Below are 14,234 nucleotides of genomic sequence, written 5' to 3' on the forward strand. Positions count from 1 at the left end.
CGGCCAATCAGGTAACGCTGGAAGTCACTCGGTGTCCTCGTTGAAGGCGAGCCATCCAGCCTCCAGGCCATCCTCGAGAATCTGCCGGATTGCGGGGATCGCCTCTTCCCATTCCGAGATGGTGAAGGATTCCGCGCAGCAGAAGGCCTCCAGTACGTCGGGTGCGACGGCCTGGGCGGGATAGTCGTTGCCGGCGATACACAGGACCGGGCCTTCCGGTCCCTGAAACCAGGCGCGGCGTACACCCGGGTGAAAGGTGAAGCGCTGTGACGGACCGGCAGAATGAGCGGTGCGCGGATCGGCGGGCGCGAGTTCCACGTTACCGGCAGGCCGGGTCAGAAAACGGCCCAGGTAGGCATCCAGGTCGTGGTCGTCGGCGGCCAGCAAGGCGCGCAGGGCCTCACGCAGTTCGCGTCGGTCCCCCGCGGGGATCTCGGCCGCGTGCAGGGCAGGGTGCCGGCCTGGGTCCTCGAAGCGGGCCTGGTCGCCGACCACGTTGGCCCGTTCTTCCAGGAACCCGGTCAGGACATCAAGGATGGTGGGTGCGCGAAAGCCCACCGACCAAGTCATGCACTCGTCATCCAGCGACACCCCGTAATGCGGCAGATTCGGAGGTAGGTAGAGCAGGTCGCCCGGGCCCAGCTCCCAGGTTTCGCTGGGCTGGAAATCGCGCAGGATGGCCAGAGGAAGGTCATCATGGCAGTCCACGGGCCCCGGCGGGTCCTGGATCTGCCAGCGGCGATACCCGGCGGCCTGGAACAGGAAGACGTCGTATTGATCGACATGCGGCCCGACGGAGCCCCCCGGCGGGGCGTAGGAGATCATCAGGTCATCCCGGCGCCAGCGCGGGATGAAGTCAAAGCGGGCGAGGAAATCCGCTCCCCCGGGCCAGAAGCGCTCGACGTCCGTGACCAGCAAGGTCCAGTCGCGCTCAGGGAGCCCGGCCAGACGCCGTTCGTCGAAGGGGCCGTACTCGACATCCCAGTCCTGACGGTCGACGTGCCCGCTGATAATACGGCTGGCCGCATCCGGGTCGGTCGCCAGCCCGGCCAGATCGTCCGGTTCGATGGGATTTTCGAACCCCGGGATCGCCCCACGAATCAGCAATGGGCGCTGCTGCCAGTACTCCCGCAGGAATTGGGCGGGCGAGAGCCCGCCCAGCAGGGGCAGGGGTTGATCCGGGTCGGGGGCCGGCATTCGGGATTATTGATCGCGGGCGAGGCGATCGGCGATGCCGGTATAGGTGCCTGGCGTCAGCTCGCGCAGGCGGGCGCGTGCCTCTTCCGGGATCTCCAGGCCATCGATGAATGCCGCCAGGGCCTCGGGTGTGATCCGTTGCCCTCGGGTCAGTTCCTTGAGCTTCTCGTAGGGCGACTCGATCCCGTAGCGGCGCATGACGGTCTGCACCGCCTCGCCGAGGACCTCCCAGTTCTGGTCCAGGTCTTCCGCGAGGCGTCCGGGCTCGATCTCCAGCTTGCCGAGGCCGCGACCAAAGGCCTTGTAGGCGATCAGCGACCAGGCGAATGCGAGGCCGATATTGCGCAGCACCGTGGAATCGGTCAGATCGCGCTGGAAACGCGATACGGGGAGTTTTCCGGCGAGGTGGTCGAACAGGGCGTTGGCCAGCCCCAGGTTGCCCTCGGCGTTTTCGAAGTCAATCGGGTTGACCTTGTGCGGCATGGTGGAGGAGCCGACTTCACCGGCCACGACCTTCTGCTTGAAATAGCCCAGCGAGATGTAGCCCCAGATGTCCCGCGAGGCATCCAGCAAGATGGTGTTTGCACGCATGAAGGCGTGGAACATCTCCGCCAGGAAATCATGCGGCTCAATCTGAGTGGTGTGGGTGTTCGGTTCCAGGCCCAGACCCTCAATCATCCGCTGTGACAGGGCGGGCCAGTCGACCTCGGGGTAAGCCACGGTATGGGCATTGAAGTTGCCGACAGCACCATTGATCTTGCCACGGCAGGCCACGCCCGCGATCTCGGCGCGCTGGCGTTCCAGGCGCGCGACCACATTGGCGAGTTCCTTGCCCATGGTGGTGGGCGAGGCGGGCTGGCCGTGGGTGCGGGCCAGCATGGGCTGATTCGCAAAGCGTTCGGCCAACTCGCTCAGGGGCTTCAGTACGGTATCCAGCGCAGGCAGCATCACCCGGTCGCGGGCCTCGCGGACCATAACGCCATAGGCCAGGTTGTTGATGTCCTCGGAGGTGCAGGCGAAGTGGACAAACTCGATCTGGCTTTGCAGATCCCCGCGATCCGACATCTGCTCCTTGATGTAGTACTCGATGGCCTTGACGTCGTGGTTCGTCGTCGCTTCGATCTCTTTGACCCGGGCACCCGCGACCTCGTCAAAGCTAAACGCGATTTCGTCGAGAAAGGCCACCGCCTCGTCCGTAAGCGCCGGGACTTCCGAAATCGCGGGCTCCGCCGCCAAGGCTTTCAGCCAGGCGATCTCGACCCGCACACGGGCTTGCATCAGCCCCTGCTCGGAAAAATAAGGCGCGAGGTCACGGCTATGCCGGGCATAGCGGCCATCAACAGGGCTGATCGCAGTCAGGGACGTCAGGGACATGAGCATTCCGGGGTCGGGTTCGGGACAGGCGGCGCAGTATACTAAGCCGTTCCATTGCAATACAGCGTTGTGCAAGCCGCACGACCGCGCCGAGCAAACCAGGAGGAAGGCATGTCGAAGCCCGCAATGCGTCAGGAACAGGACAGTCTCGGACCGGTGGAGGTCCCGGAGAAGGCCCTGTGGGGCGCCCAGACCCAGCGTGCGGTGGACAACTTCCAGATCAGCGGCCGGGCCCTGCCGGCGGCCTTTATTCGGGCTCTGGCGCAAACCAAGGCAGCCTGCGCCGAAGCGAATCAGGCGCTGGGGCAGCTCCCGGAGGCGGTGGCCGGTGCCATCGTCGCGGCGGCCGAAGAGATCGTCAGTGGCGAGCATGCCGAGGCTTTTCCGGTTGACGTTTACCAGACCGGGTCCGGCACCAGTAGCAACATGAACATGAACGAGGTGCTTGCCCGCTTGGCCTCCACCGACGCGACCTCGGTGCATCCGAACGATCACGTAAACCGCTCGCAGAGCTCCAATGACGTGATTCCCACCGCTTTGCACGTCGCCGCCTCGACCGAACTCGAACAGCGGCTATTCCCCGCGCTACGCCATCTGATTGCGGTGATTGCACGCCGTGAAGGCGAGCTCACCGGCGTGGTGAAGACTGGACGCACTCACTTGATGGATGCCATGCCGCTGCGGATGAGCCAGGAGCTTTCCGGTTGGCGGACGCAACTGGAGTTGGACCTCGAGCGCATTCGCGACACGCGTGTCCGGGTGAACCGGCTGGCGATTGGCGGCACGGCGGTGGGGACCGGCATCAATGCCCCAGCGGAATTTGGCGATCGTGTCGCCCGCCGTCTGGCCGAGCGCACCGGGATCGAGTTCGTCCGAGAAGCCAACGGCTTTACCGCCTTGGCCAGCCAGGACACTGCAGTGGAACTCTCCGGTCAACTGCGGACTGTGGCGACCAGCCTGATCAAGATCGCCAACGATCTGCGCTGGATGAACTCAGGCCCGCTGGCCGGCCTGGGCGAAATCGCCTTGCCGGCGCTGCAACCCGGGAGTTCCATCATGCCTGGCAAGGTGAATCCGGTGATTCCCGAGGCGGTGATTATGGCGTCCCAGCAAGTGGTGGGTCTGGATGCCGCGATCGCAGCGGCCGGGCAGGGTGGCAATTTTCAGTTGAACGTGGGGCTGCCTCTGATCGCCGACAACCTCCTGCATCAGGTGGGTCTGTTGGCCCGCGCCGCGGAACACCTGGCGGATCGGGCGATGGCAGGGTTCACCGTGAACGAAGCAGTGTTGAAAGAGGCCCTGGACCGGAATCCGATCCTGGTGACGGCACTGAATGCGGAAATCGGTTACGAGGCGGGTGCGCGCATCGCCAAAGAGGCCTACGCCAGCGGTCGCCCGATCCTGGATGTTGCCGAGGAACACACCGATATCCCGCGCGCACGATTGGAAGCGCTGCTGGATCCGGCTGTATTGACGGATCCACAAGACGACTAGCCTTCTCGGCCAAGACGCTCCTCGGCACCTGATCGATTGCGTTTGCTTCAGGCGGTTTCGGCGGGCAGTTCCACGCCCTGGCGGAGCAGGGTTTGGAAATCGTCGAATGGAACGGGGCGAGAGAAGTAGTATCCCTGGGCCGTATGGCAATCCAGATCCTGCAGGATCTCCGCCTGGCGCGGTGTCTCCACCCCTTCTGCGATCACGTCCAGGCCCAGGGTTCTGGCCATGAGCACGATCGCGCGGACAATCTGGGAATGCTCCTCGCCTTGATCGAGATCCTTCACGAAGGAGCGGTCGATCTTCAGGGTGTCGGCTGGCAGCTGCTTGAGCTGCATCAGAGAGGCGTGCCCGGTCCCGAAATCGTCGATCGCCAGCGACATTCCCGCCTGGCGCAGTCGCTGGAAGACCCGTACGGCACCCTGTGGATCATCCATGATGGTGGTTTCCGTCAGCTCCAGTTCGATGCAACGCGGCGGGATGCCCATCTGTTGGATGATGCGATGAAAATTACCCGCGAGATCCGGTTGGCGCAGTTGCCGGGCCGATACATTGATCGCCACGCGGAGCAGTGAGTCAGCGCTCGTCGAGTCGGCGTTCATCCCGAGCGATTTCAGATCCTTGCAAACCTGCTTCAGGACCCATTCGCCGATCTCTTCGATCAAGGTCATGGCCTCCGCAAGTTCGATGAAGTGACTGGGGGGAAGGAGGCCCAGAGTCGGGTGTTGCCAACGGATCAGCGCCTCGGCGCCGATGATGCGGCCGGTTGCGAGTTCAACCTTGGGCTGGTAATGCAGCACGAGCTGATCGTTGGCGATGGCCTGACCGAGTTCGTTTTCCAGTTCGAAATGGCGGAAGGTTCGGGAATTGAGGTCCTGGGTGTAGAACCGGAATCCGTTGCGCCCCCGCTGCTTGGCCTCGTACATCGCGGCATCGGCATTGCCCAGCAGCGTGTCCGCATCCTCGCCGTCGTAGGGGTAGACCGCAATCCCGCAGGAGACGCTGCTGACCACGGGTTGGTCGAAGATCTGCCGTTCGGTTGCCGTCTTGCGCACGATATCGGTGACCAGCCGGACAACCCCTTCCAGCCCTTGGGTATCCTCCACCAGGATGCCGAACTCGTCTCCACCCAGGCGTGAGAGGGTCGTGCGCAAATGGCGACCGGAACGTTCGCGGGCATGGTCCAGCACCGCGGAGAGATCCTGGGCGACTTTTCGGATCAGCTCGTCGCCCGCCCGGTGGCCGAGCGAGTCGTTGGTCCGCTTGAAGTTGTCCAGATCCAGCAGGATCAGCGCCACGTGGCCCACGCCGGTCGTATCGGAGTGGCGTTCCATCGCTTGGGATAGGCGGTCGCTGAACAGCATCCGGTTCGGCAGGTTGGTCAGCGAGTCGTGCGACATGTGATGCAGCAGTTCGCGTGACTGGCGCTCGGTGATCCTCTGCAGCGCCTTTTGCCGCCGATCCATGATCTGGAAGAGGTCGGCGCTTTCCAGCGCATAGGCGGTATTGAACAGCACCATGGTCAAGGTCGAAAGAATCATTTCGTAGCGCTGCAGCTCTGACTGACAGAAGCGCGCCACGAACATGCCGCGAATACGGGTGCGCGTCGAGATCACATGCAGCATCACGCTCTCGCCTTGCACAGGCGAGGGGAGGCAGACGGGATGATTCTGGTGCAAGGCCCAGGAAAACTGGCCGTCCAGGATTAGTTGTTCCACCGTTTCGGACAGATCCGGTTGCAACGCCCCTGGGCGTTCCTGGTGGACCAGATTGAACGAGCAGTCATTGTCCAGGATGTACACCGCCAGGTCCTGCGCAGGAAGCAACCGTCGGATCGACTCGACCGTGTTCTGGATGATCAGTTCGGGACTGCGGTTGCGCTCGGTGTCACCAAAGATCGCGGTGGTCGACGCAAGGACGTCCATCGCGTAGGCATTGGCCTCCAGCGCCTCCTCGAGGAAGCGAATCCGCGCATGAAGGGCGTTGACCTCCTCGGGCGTGCGATACGAAGGGCTCATGCAACTGCGTCCTTTGTCTGCATACGGCTCAGTCGAGGAGGATCGCCTGCATCTGTTCAAGATGCTTACGGGCGTGGCCGATGATGTCTTCGTAAACTGGCATCTCCAGACCGATACGATCGAAGGTCTCGGGCGCGACCGGGGGTACGTAGCGTTCACCTGAAGAGCCCAGGCGGAGCGAATTGGCGATGCTGTCGGCTACATGCACGATCGCGGTCTCGACAGGGAAGGTGCGCGCGTCCGCCGGGGCATGGTGATATCGCGTCACTTCGACATGCGCCGGGCCCATGCCCCAATGTTCGAGTAGGGCCGAGCCAATCGCCGCATGGTCGAAGCCGAGGAGTTCACGCTCCGCCTCGAACAACAGACACTGATCCCGTTCGCGGATGTTGATCAGGTCTTCGGTACGAGTGCCGAGGCGGATAAACAACAGCAGCCGACCCAGGTCATGCATGATGCCGTAAAGGTACAGGCGCTCGATGTTCGCCTCGCGTCGGAAACGCGCGATGGAGCGGCTGAGGACTCCGACCGCAATGCTGTGGCGCCAAAACGACTCCATGTCGACGCCAATTACCGGCAGGCCGCGGAAGTGCTGGATCACGATAGTGGACATCACGATCTGCCGCATTTGCTGCATGCCGATGATCGAGACGGCACGGTGCAGGGTGTCGATGGGTTCGGGGAAGCCGTACAGCGACGAGTTCGCCATCCGCAGCGTCTTGGCGGCAATGGTGGGGTCGAGTTCGACTGCTTCGGTGATGCCGGCCACGTTAGCGGTCGGATCGTTAAGGCGTGTAAAGATCGTGTTGTAGCTGCCGGAAAAGCTGCAGAGCGCGTCATCCTGATCGAGAAACTCGTCGACCGTCATTCTGGACTCCGACGTTTATGACCGCGACGCATGAGCTCGTCGAGCAGCTGCGTGCGAGCGATCTGGTAGAAGCCATCCATGGGGTGGCGCGAGGCGTCACAGTGGCGAAAGCGCTCAGCCAGAATGGTGTCTGCCTGCGCTTCCATCTCCGGGGTTGGATAGGCCTCGGCAACCTGCTCGGTCGCCTTGTCCTGGGCATCGTTCGCCGCATCCTGCTCGTCTTCGACGACCTCGACCGTACTGATGCCCCAAGACAGCAACACGCGGATCTGCTTGTCCTGAAGCACCATACCAGCAGGGATCAGAAGCCGGCCGGACCGATCATGCACGGCCGTTGCCAGCGTCTGCCCGGACTGTATCGCCTCCGTGGAAATCCGCCGTCCCATAGGCAGACCTTATGCCGAAGCCGCGAGCTGGCGCAACACATAGGGCAGGATGCCACCGTGCTGGAAGTAGTCCACTTCCTGCGGCGTGTCCAGACGCACGCGGACCGTGAATGTCTTGCGCTGGCCGTCATCGCCTACTGCCGTGACCGTGGCTTCTCGGGACGTCCCGTTCTCCACGCCGGTGATGCTGAAGGTCTCGCGGCCGGTCAGGCCGAGACTGGCTGCGTTCTCACCCGGAAGGAACTGCAACGGGAGTACGCCCATGCCAACCAGGTTGGAGCGGTGGATGCGTTCGTAGCTTTCGACAATTACTGCCTTCACGCCCAGCAGCAGCGTGCCCTTGGCGGCCCAGTCACGCGAGGAGCCGGTACCGTACTCCTGTCCCGCGATTACGATCAGGGGCGTGTCCTCTTCCTGGTATTGCATCGCGGCGTCGTAGATCGACATGGGCTCGCCATCCGGCAGGTGCTGCGTCACACCGCCCTGGGTTCCCGGCGCGAGCAGATTACGCAGGCGCACGTTGGCAAAGGTGCCACGCATCATCACCTCGTGATTTCCGCGCCGTGATCCATAGGAGTTGAAGTCGGCCGGCTTCACCCCTTTGGACTCGAGGTAGCGGCCCGCCGGGCTGTCCTTGGCGATGGAACCGGCCGGGGAGATGTGGTCCGTGGTGACCGAATCCCCCAGCAGCGCGAGCACCCGCGCGCCCTGGATGTCGTTCCAGGGTTTCGGTGTCATGCTCATCCCTTCGAAATAAGGCGGGTTGCGCACGTACGTGGAATCTTCCTGCCAGTCATAGCGCTGGCCCTTCGGGGCCTCCAGGTTCCGCCAGCGATCCTCTCCGGAATAAAGATCGCCGTAGGCGCTGGTAAAACTCCCGGCGCCCACGTGATTCGCGACTTCCTGGCGCACCTCTTCGGTGGTCGGCCAGATGTCCTTCAGGTAGATCGCGCGGCCTTCGGCGTTCTCGCCGATCGGGTCGTTGTACAGATCGATGTTGCTGCGACCGGCCAGGGCGTAGGCCACCACCAGCGGCGGCGAGGCCAGGAAATTCATCTGCACCTCGGAATGGATGCGCCCCTCGAAGTTGCGGTTGCCGGAGAGCACCGAGCTGACGATCAGATCATCCTTGATAATCGCCTCGCTGATCGGTTCCGGCAGTGGGCCGGAGTTTCCGATACAGGTGGTGCAGCCGTAGCCGACCACATGGAAGCCCAGGTGCTCGAGATCCTTCAGGACCCCGGACTTCTGCAGGTAATCGGTCACCACGCGCGAGCCGGGGGCCAGCGAGGTCTTTACCCACGGCTTCACTTGCAGGCCGAGTTCACGGGCCTTGCGGGCGACCAGGCCCGCACCCAGCATCACCGACGGGTTGGAGGTGTTTGTGCAGGAGGTGATTGCGGCAATCACGATGTCGCCGTGATCCAGGGTAAAGGTCTCGCCATCCATCTCGATCGCGGTGTGGTGCGGCTCTTCCGCCTGGTGTTCCACGCCCACTGCGGTATGCCCACCCTCGGCGGCGAAGCGCTCGGCCTCGGCCGGCTCGTCGGCACCGCTTTCGCGTTCCTTGAGCATCGTGTCCAGGTGGCGGCTGATGGTCGTGCCGGCCTGGCTCAACGGGATACGGTCCTGCGGGCGCTTGGGTCCGGCCAGGCTGGGCTCCACGGTGGACAGGTCCAGCTCCAGCAGATCGCTGTAGCGGGCCACCGGCGCATTGTCGTCACGCCACATGCCCTGGGCCTTGGCATAGGCCTCGATGAATTCGATGTGTCCGGCCTCGCGCCCGGTCAGGCGCAGATAGGTCAGGGTTTCATCGTCGATCGGGAAGATGCCGCAGGTCGCACCGTACTCCGGCGCCATGTTGGCGATGGTCGCGCGGTCGGCTAGCGGCAGGTCGGCCAGGCCGTCGCCGAAGAATTCGACGAATTTTCCCACCACGCCTTGCTTGCGCAGCATCTCGACGATCACCAGCACCAGGTCGGTCGCGGTCGCGCCTTCGGCCAGCTTGCCGGTCACCCGGAAGCCCACCACTTGCGGGATCAGCATGGAGATGGGCTGACCGAGCATGGCGGCCTCGGCCTCGATGCCGCCCACGCCCCAGCCGAGCACGCCCAGGCCGTTGATCATGGTGGTGTGTGAATCGGTCCCGACCAGGGTGTCGGGGAAGGCCATGCACCCGCCCTCGGCCTTGTCGTCCACGAACACCGTGCGCGCCAGGTACTCGAGGTTTACCTGGTGGACGATGCCAGTATCCGGGGGCACAACCTTGAAGGTGTCGAACGCCTGCTGCCCCCACTTGAGGAAGCTGTAGCGCTCGCGGTTGCGCGAATACTCGAGTTCCGCATTCAGATTCATCGCGTTCGCGTTGCCGTGGGCATCCACCTGCACCGAGTGGTCGATCACCAGCTCCGCCGGCTGCAGCGGGGTGATCTTCTTCGGATCGCCCCCCAGCGCCTCCATGGCATCGCGCATCGCGGCCAGGTCGACGACTGCAGGCACCCCGGTGAAGTCCTGCAGGAGCACGCGCGCCGGACGAAAGGCGATCTCCTGGGATGGCTCGGCCTTCGGATCCCAGTCGAGCAGCGCCTCGATATCGGCGCGGCGCACCGTGCGCTCGTCTTCAAATCGCAGCAGGTTCTCCAGCAACACCTTCAGCGCGAAGGGCAGGTCTTTTGCTCGCGGGTCGTCGGTGATCGGCACATAACGGCACTCGTGGCCGCCAGCGGAGAGGGAGCGGGTATTCTTCGGATCTGCGTGGCTCATGATGCGTCTTCCGCGGTCAGGTGTTGAGTCGATTGAGGATGTTGTTGGCTTCTCGAATCAGCCGCTTACGGCCGAAAAGCAATTTCCAGCGCGAACCTCCGGCCTGGCGCCAGAGGACCGCAGCCCGAATCCCGGCCAGCAGCAGCGCACGGATGCGCGCGGCGGTTTCCGGGTTCGAGAGGTTGTTCTGTTCGCCCTGCACGATGATGCGTGGGCCGAGTTCGGAGATGGTCTCCTTGTAGACCTCGGCGAGTCGGGCGATCACGCTTTCATGCGCGATATGGAAGTAGTCGATCTGGCGTTGCGCACCCTGCAGCCCGTCGGTCAGCTTTTGCAGCATGTCGTCGCGTTTTTGCAGCTTGCGTTCGAGAAAGATCAGCCCGATGGCGTAGCGGGTGATCTCCATATCCGGCGGCTTGCTCCCGTTTTGCAGTTGGCTCTCGATCCGTTCCAGGCCGCTGCGCAGGCTGACGGCCTCGCGATAGACCGCTTCCGGCGTCTCCGCGTCGAAGGCGAACAGACTCCCGACCAGGACTTCGAATTCGTATTCGTCGCAGCTGCCACGCCAGGCAAGATCCTTGACCAGGCTTGCGCACTGGAAGAGGGCTGCCAGCGCCAGGGTGCGGTTATGATCGGAGCGGTCCAAGCCAGTGGATTCCTTGGGTGGGTCGATCGGGTCAACAGGGAGCCGCCACTATACCGGAAGTGGCCTCCCATACTCACGGATGAGGCGACGATTGGCCCGTTGTTCGGGTGGCGATGACCGCGCCGCCGAGACAAACATCGCCACGATAGAAGGCGATGGACTGCCCCGGGGTCGCTGCGCGCTGTTGGATATCGAAGACCACCGTCGCCCCAGCGGCATCCAGTGCCTGGATCCGACAATCCTGCAGGGGCTGACGATGCCGTAATCGGGCCTGCAGGGGTTCGTCCAGCCCTGGGGCGCCGTGGATCCAGTGCACCGGTTCGGTGGTCAGCGACGGGCTCATCAGCAGGGGATGCTGCGGGTCCTGCGCGACCACCAGGGCATTGCCCGGCAGGTCCTTGTCGACGACATACCACGGGGCCTCCGCGAAGCCGTCGATCCCCCCGATCCCGAGGCCCTGGCGTTGCCCAAGGGTATAGAACATCAGGCCCTGATGCCGACCGACGACCCGCCCATCCGGCGTTCGCATCTCGCCCTCGGGGGCCTTGAGATACTGGGCCAGGAAATCGCGGAAACGGCGCTCGCCGATGAAACAGATGCCGGTGGAATCCTTGCGGGCATGATTAGGCAAGCCCAGCTCGCGCGCCCGCTCGCGGACCTGCTCCTTGGGGATGTCGCCCAACGGGAACAGGGCGGGGCGCAGCTGCTCCTGGGTCAGGGTGTGCAGGAAATAGGTCTGGTCCTTGTTGGTGTCCGCGGCAGTACACAGTTCGCTGTAGTCCGCGTGGTGGCGCACCCGCGCGTAATGCCCGGTCGCGATCCAGCGAGCGCCCAGATCGCGGGCGTGATCAAGGAACGAACGAAACTTGATCTCGCGGTTGCAGAGGATGTCCGGGTTGGGGGTGCGGCCCGCTTCGTACTCATGCAGGAACTGGGCGAATACCCGTTGGCGGTAGTCCTCGGCGAAGTTGGCCTTGTGGAGCGGGATTTCGAGACAGTCCGCGACCTCGCGGGCCATTGCGTAATCGGCCTCCGCGGCGCAGTACTCGGCGTCGTCGTCATCCTCCCAGTTCTTCATGAACAGGCCTTCGACCCGGTAGCCGGCCTCCAGCAGGCGGCTAGCCGCGACGGCCGAATCGACGCCGCCGGACAGGCCCACGATGACGCGCTCGCCGCGGCTCATGGCGTCGTTGCCGCCCGAACACGTCCGGCGACGGCCTCCAGGGGGAATCGGGTGCCGTCGAGATAGCGCCGGATGCTCCGCAGTACCAGCGGGCTGCGCAGGGACCACTCGCGCTCGGCGGCCTCGGGTGTGAGCCAGTGCAGGGCTTGGATGGCGGGATCACGAGGTCCAGGAGCAGGCGAATCGGTGACTGGGCCACAAAAGGCGACACGCAGGATGACGCCACCGGTGGCAAGTTCCAGGAGTTCGCAGCCCAACGTCGCCTCGGGCGTGAAGTCCAGGCAGGTCTCCTCGCGAACCTCGCGGATCACGGCTTCGATCAGGTCTTCGCCGCCTTCCAGGTGGCCCGCGGGCTGGTTCAGTACCCGGCGTCCGGCGTCGGTTTCTTCGACGAACAGGAAGTGGCCATCACGCTCGATGACGGCGGCTACGGTGATATGGCAGGGGAGGCGGTCGGTCATGGCGCGGATGATAACGCAGGCCACCGGTGAGACCGGCATGCCGGATCAGTCGATCGCGGCGTTGTCGGACACCGGAAAACCCGGGCCCCTATGTATAATCGGGGTGAACGCACCGAATTCACCGATTGAAGTTCCGCACAAGGAGTTGGCATGGCCTATCAGCACATTCAGGTCCCGGAGAAGGGCGAACGCATCACCGTCGACGACCAGGGGAAGCTGCAGGTACCGGATCATCCGGTGATCCCCTATATCGAGGGTGACGGGATTGGTGTGGATATCACCCCGGTGATGCGCCGGGTCACCGACGCGGCCGTGGAAAAGGCCTATGGCGGGAAGCGGGCCATCGAGTGGATGGAGGTCTATGCCGGGGAAAAGGCGACGAAGGTCTACACCGATGACTCCGGTCTGCCGGATGAGACCCTGGAGGCGGTGAAGGACTTCCGCGTGTCCATCAAGGGCCCTCTGACGACCCCGGTCGGCGGCGGCTTCCGTTCGCTGAACGTCGCCCTGCGCCAGAAGCTGGACCTGTATGTCTGCCTGCGTCCGGTGCGCTACTACGATGGCACGCCAAGTCCGCTGAAAGAGCCGGAGAAGACCGACATGGTCATCTTCCGCGAGAACTCCGAGGACATCTATGCCGGGATCGAGTTCGAATCCGGCACGCCGGAGGTGAAGAAGGTCATCGACTTCTTGCAGGGCGAGATGGGCGTGACCCAGATTCGGTTCCCGGACAGCGCGGGGATTGGTGTGAAGCCGGTATCCAGCGAGGGGACCAAGCGCCTGGTGCGCAAGGCCATCGAGTACGCGATCGACAACGATCGCCCATCGGTGACCCTGGTGCACAAGGGCAACATCATGAAATTCACCGAGGGCTCATTCAAGGCCTGGGGCTACGAGCTGGCGCGCGAGGAGTTCGGCGCGAAGGACCTGGACGGTGGCCCGTGGCAGACCTTCAAGAACCCGAAGACCGGTAACGATATCGTGATCAAGGACGTGATCGCCGATGCCTTCCTGCAGCAAATCCTGCTGCGCCCGGAAGACTACTCGGTGATTGCCACCCTGAACCTCAATGGCGACTACATTTCGGATGCGCTGGCCGCCCAGGTGGGTGGCATCGGCATCGCCCCGGGTGCGAACCTGTCGGATACCACGGCGATGTTCGAGGCGACCCACGGGACCGCGCCGAAGTACGCCGGCCAGGACAAGGTGAACCCCGGCTCATTGATCCTGTCAGCTGAAATGATGCTGCGGCATCTGGGGTGGTCGGAGGCCGCCGATCGGGTGGTCAAGGGCATGGGCGGCGCGATCAGTGCGGGAGAAGTGACCTACGACTTTGCGCGTCTGATGGACGGTGTCGAGCCGATTGCCTGCTCGGCATTCGGCGAGGCGATGATCAAGCACATGTAACCGGGTCGGGTGGTCGGAGTGTCCGTAAGGGCACTTGGCCTCAGCCCGGAACCATTCGAGGATGGAAGGCACCCAAACGAGTAACCGCTGAGTTCGTGAGTTCGACCGATGAGTGATGACAAGCCCCAAAACCCCGATCGAGACGACTCGGTAACGGTCGAAGAATCGAGGCCGGAGCTCAAGCCACCACGACAGTACAAGGTGGTGTTGCTCAACGACGATTTCACGCCGATGGAGTTCGTGATCGAAGTGCTGGAGACGTTCTTCAGCATGGATCGCGAAAAGGCCACCCGGGTGATGCTGCACGTGCATACGCGCGGCAAGGGAGTATGTGGCATCTTTACCCGAGACGTAGCCGAGACCAAGGTGGCGCAGGTGAACGACTACGCCCGCAGTCATCAGCACCCACTGCTTTGCTCGATGGAGGAGGCCTGACT

12 protein-coding genes are annotated in these 14,234 nt (G+C 63.6%); 3 read left to right on the forward strand and 9 right to left on the reverse strand.

Annotated features, from left to right (window positions below; translation table 11 throughout):
* Nucleotides 1–24: 24 nt before the first annotated feature.
* Both D002_RS0101140 and purB read right to left on the reverse strand, forming a co-directional pair.
* The gene (locus tag D002_RS0101140; RefSeq protein ID WP_018140080.1) at nt 25–1,197 is read right to left on the reverse strand and encodes a cupin domain-containing protein; all 1,173 of its coding nucleotides are present in this window, start codon (nt 1,195–1,197) and stop codon (nt 25–27) included.
* Nucleotides 1,198–1,203: 6 nt separating this feature from the next.
* Nucleotides 1,204–2,571 (reverse strand): adenylosuccinate lyase, encoded by a 1,368-nt coding sequence (purB, locus tag D002_RS0101145; RefSeq protein ID WP_018140081.1) that lies wholly within the window; start codon nt 2,569–2,571, stop codon nt 1,204–1,206.
* 111 nt (nt 2,572–2,682) lie between these two features.
* On the opposite strand from purB, the gene D002_RS0101150 reads away from it, so the two are divergent.
* The gene (locus tag D002_RS0101150) at nt 2,683–4,065 is read left to right on the forward strand and encodes a lyase family protein (protein ID WP_018140082.1); all 1,383 of its coding nucleotides are present in this window, start codon (nt 2,683–2,685) and stop codon (nt 4,063–4,065) included.
* Between the two features lie 47 nt (nt 4,066–4,112).
* Here the strand turns inward: D002_RS0101150 and D002_RS0101155 are convergent, their stop codons facing one another.
* From D002_RS0101155 to D002_RS0101185, 7 genes are all read right to left on the reverse strand, one after another.
* Nucleotides 4,113–6,083 (reverse strand): bifunctional diguanylate cyclase/phosphodiesterase, encoded by a 1,971-nt coding sequence (locus D002_RS0101155; protein WP_018140083.1) that lies wholly within the window; start codon nt 6,081–6,083, stop codon nt 4,113–4,115.
* A gap of 28 nt (nt 6,084–6,111) precedes the next feature.
* Nucleotides 6,112–6,951 carry an HDOD domain-containing protein gene (locus D002_RS0101160; protein ID WP_018140084.1) on the reverse strand — a complete coding sequence of 280 codons (840 nt, stop codon included), beginning with the start codon at nt 6,949–6,951 and terminating at the stop codon, nt 6,112–6,114.
* A complete protein-coding gene (locus D002_RS0101165; protein WP_026181431.1) occupies nt 6,948–7,280 on the reverse strand; it encodes a hypothetical protein in 333 nt (110 codons plus the stop codon). The genes D002_RS0101160 and D002_RS0101165 overlap by 4 nt, the downstream gene beginning before the upstream one ends.
* A gap of 66 nt (nt 7,281–7,346) precedes the next feature.
* Nucleotides 7,347–10,100 carry an aconitate hydratase AcnA gene (gene acnA, locus D002_RS0101170; RefSeq protein ID WP_018140086.1) on the reverse strand — a complete coding sequence of 918 codons (2,754 nt, stop codon included), beginning with the start codon at nt 10,098–10,100 and terminating at the stop codon, nt 7,347–7,349.
* Nucleotides 10,101–10,116: 16 nt separating this feature from the next.
* Nucleotides 10,117–10,746 (reverse strand): high frequency lysogenization protein HflD, encoded by a 630-nt coding sequence (gene hflD / locus D002_RS0101175; RefSeq protein ID WP_018140087.1) that lies wholly within the window; start codon nt 10,744–10,746, stop codon nt 10,117–10,119.
* A 73-nt stretch (nt 10,747–10,819) separates the two neighbouring features.
* On the reverse strand, nt 10,820–11,929 hold the full coding sequence (gene mnmA / locus D002_RS0101180; RefSeq protein WP_018140088.1) for a tRNA 2-thiouridine(34) synthase MnmA: 1,110 nt from the start codon (nt 11,927–11,929) through the stop codon (nt 10,820–10,822).
* Nucleotides 11,926–12,390: an NUDIX domain-containing protein gene (locus D002_RS0101185; RefSeq protein ID WP_026181432.1), complete on the reverse strand. Its 465-nt coding sequence runs from the start codon at nt 12,388–12,390 to the stop codon at nt 11,926–11,928. Before D002_RS0101185 ends, mnmA begins: the two co-directional genes overlap by 4 nt.
* Nucleotides 12,391–12,540: 150 nt before the next feature.
* Between D002_RS0101185 and icd the strand changes: the two genes are divergently transcribed.
* Together icd and clpS are read left to right on the forward strand one after the other, a co-directional pair.
* Nucleotides 12,541–13,797 carry an NADP-dependent isocitrate dehydrogenase gene (icd, locus tag D002_RS0101190; RefSeq protein ID WP_018140090.1) on the forward strand — a complete coding sequence of 419 codons (1,257 nt, stop codon included), beginning with the start codon at nt 12,541–12,543 and terminating at the stop codon, nt 13,795–13,797.
* A gap of 108 nt (nt 13,798–13,905) precedes the next feature.
* Nucleotides 13,906–14,232, forward strand: coding sequence for an ATP-dependent Clp protease adapter ClpS (gene clpS / locus D002_RS0101195; RefSeq protein WP_018140091.1), 327 nt, complete (start codon nt 13,906–13,908; stop codon nt 14,230–14,232).
* Nucleotides 14,233–14,234: the final 2 nt, after the last annotated feature.

This window comes from Thioalkalivibrio sp. ALJ7 (assembly GCF_000376865.1).
In the GTDB taxonomy this organism is placed as follows: domain Bacteria; phylum Pseudomonadota; class Gammaproteobacteria; order Ectothiorhodospirales; family Ectothiorhodospiraceae; genus Thioalkalivibrio.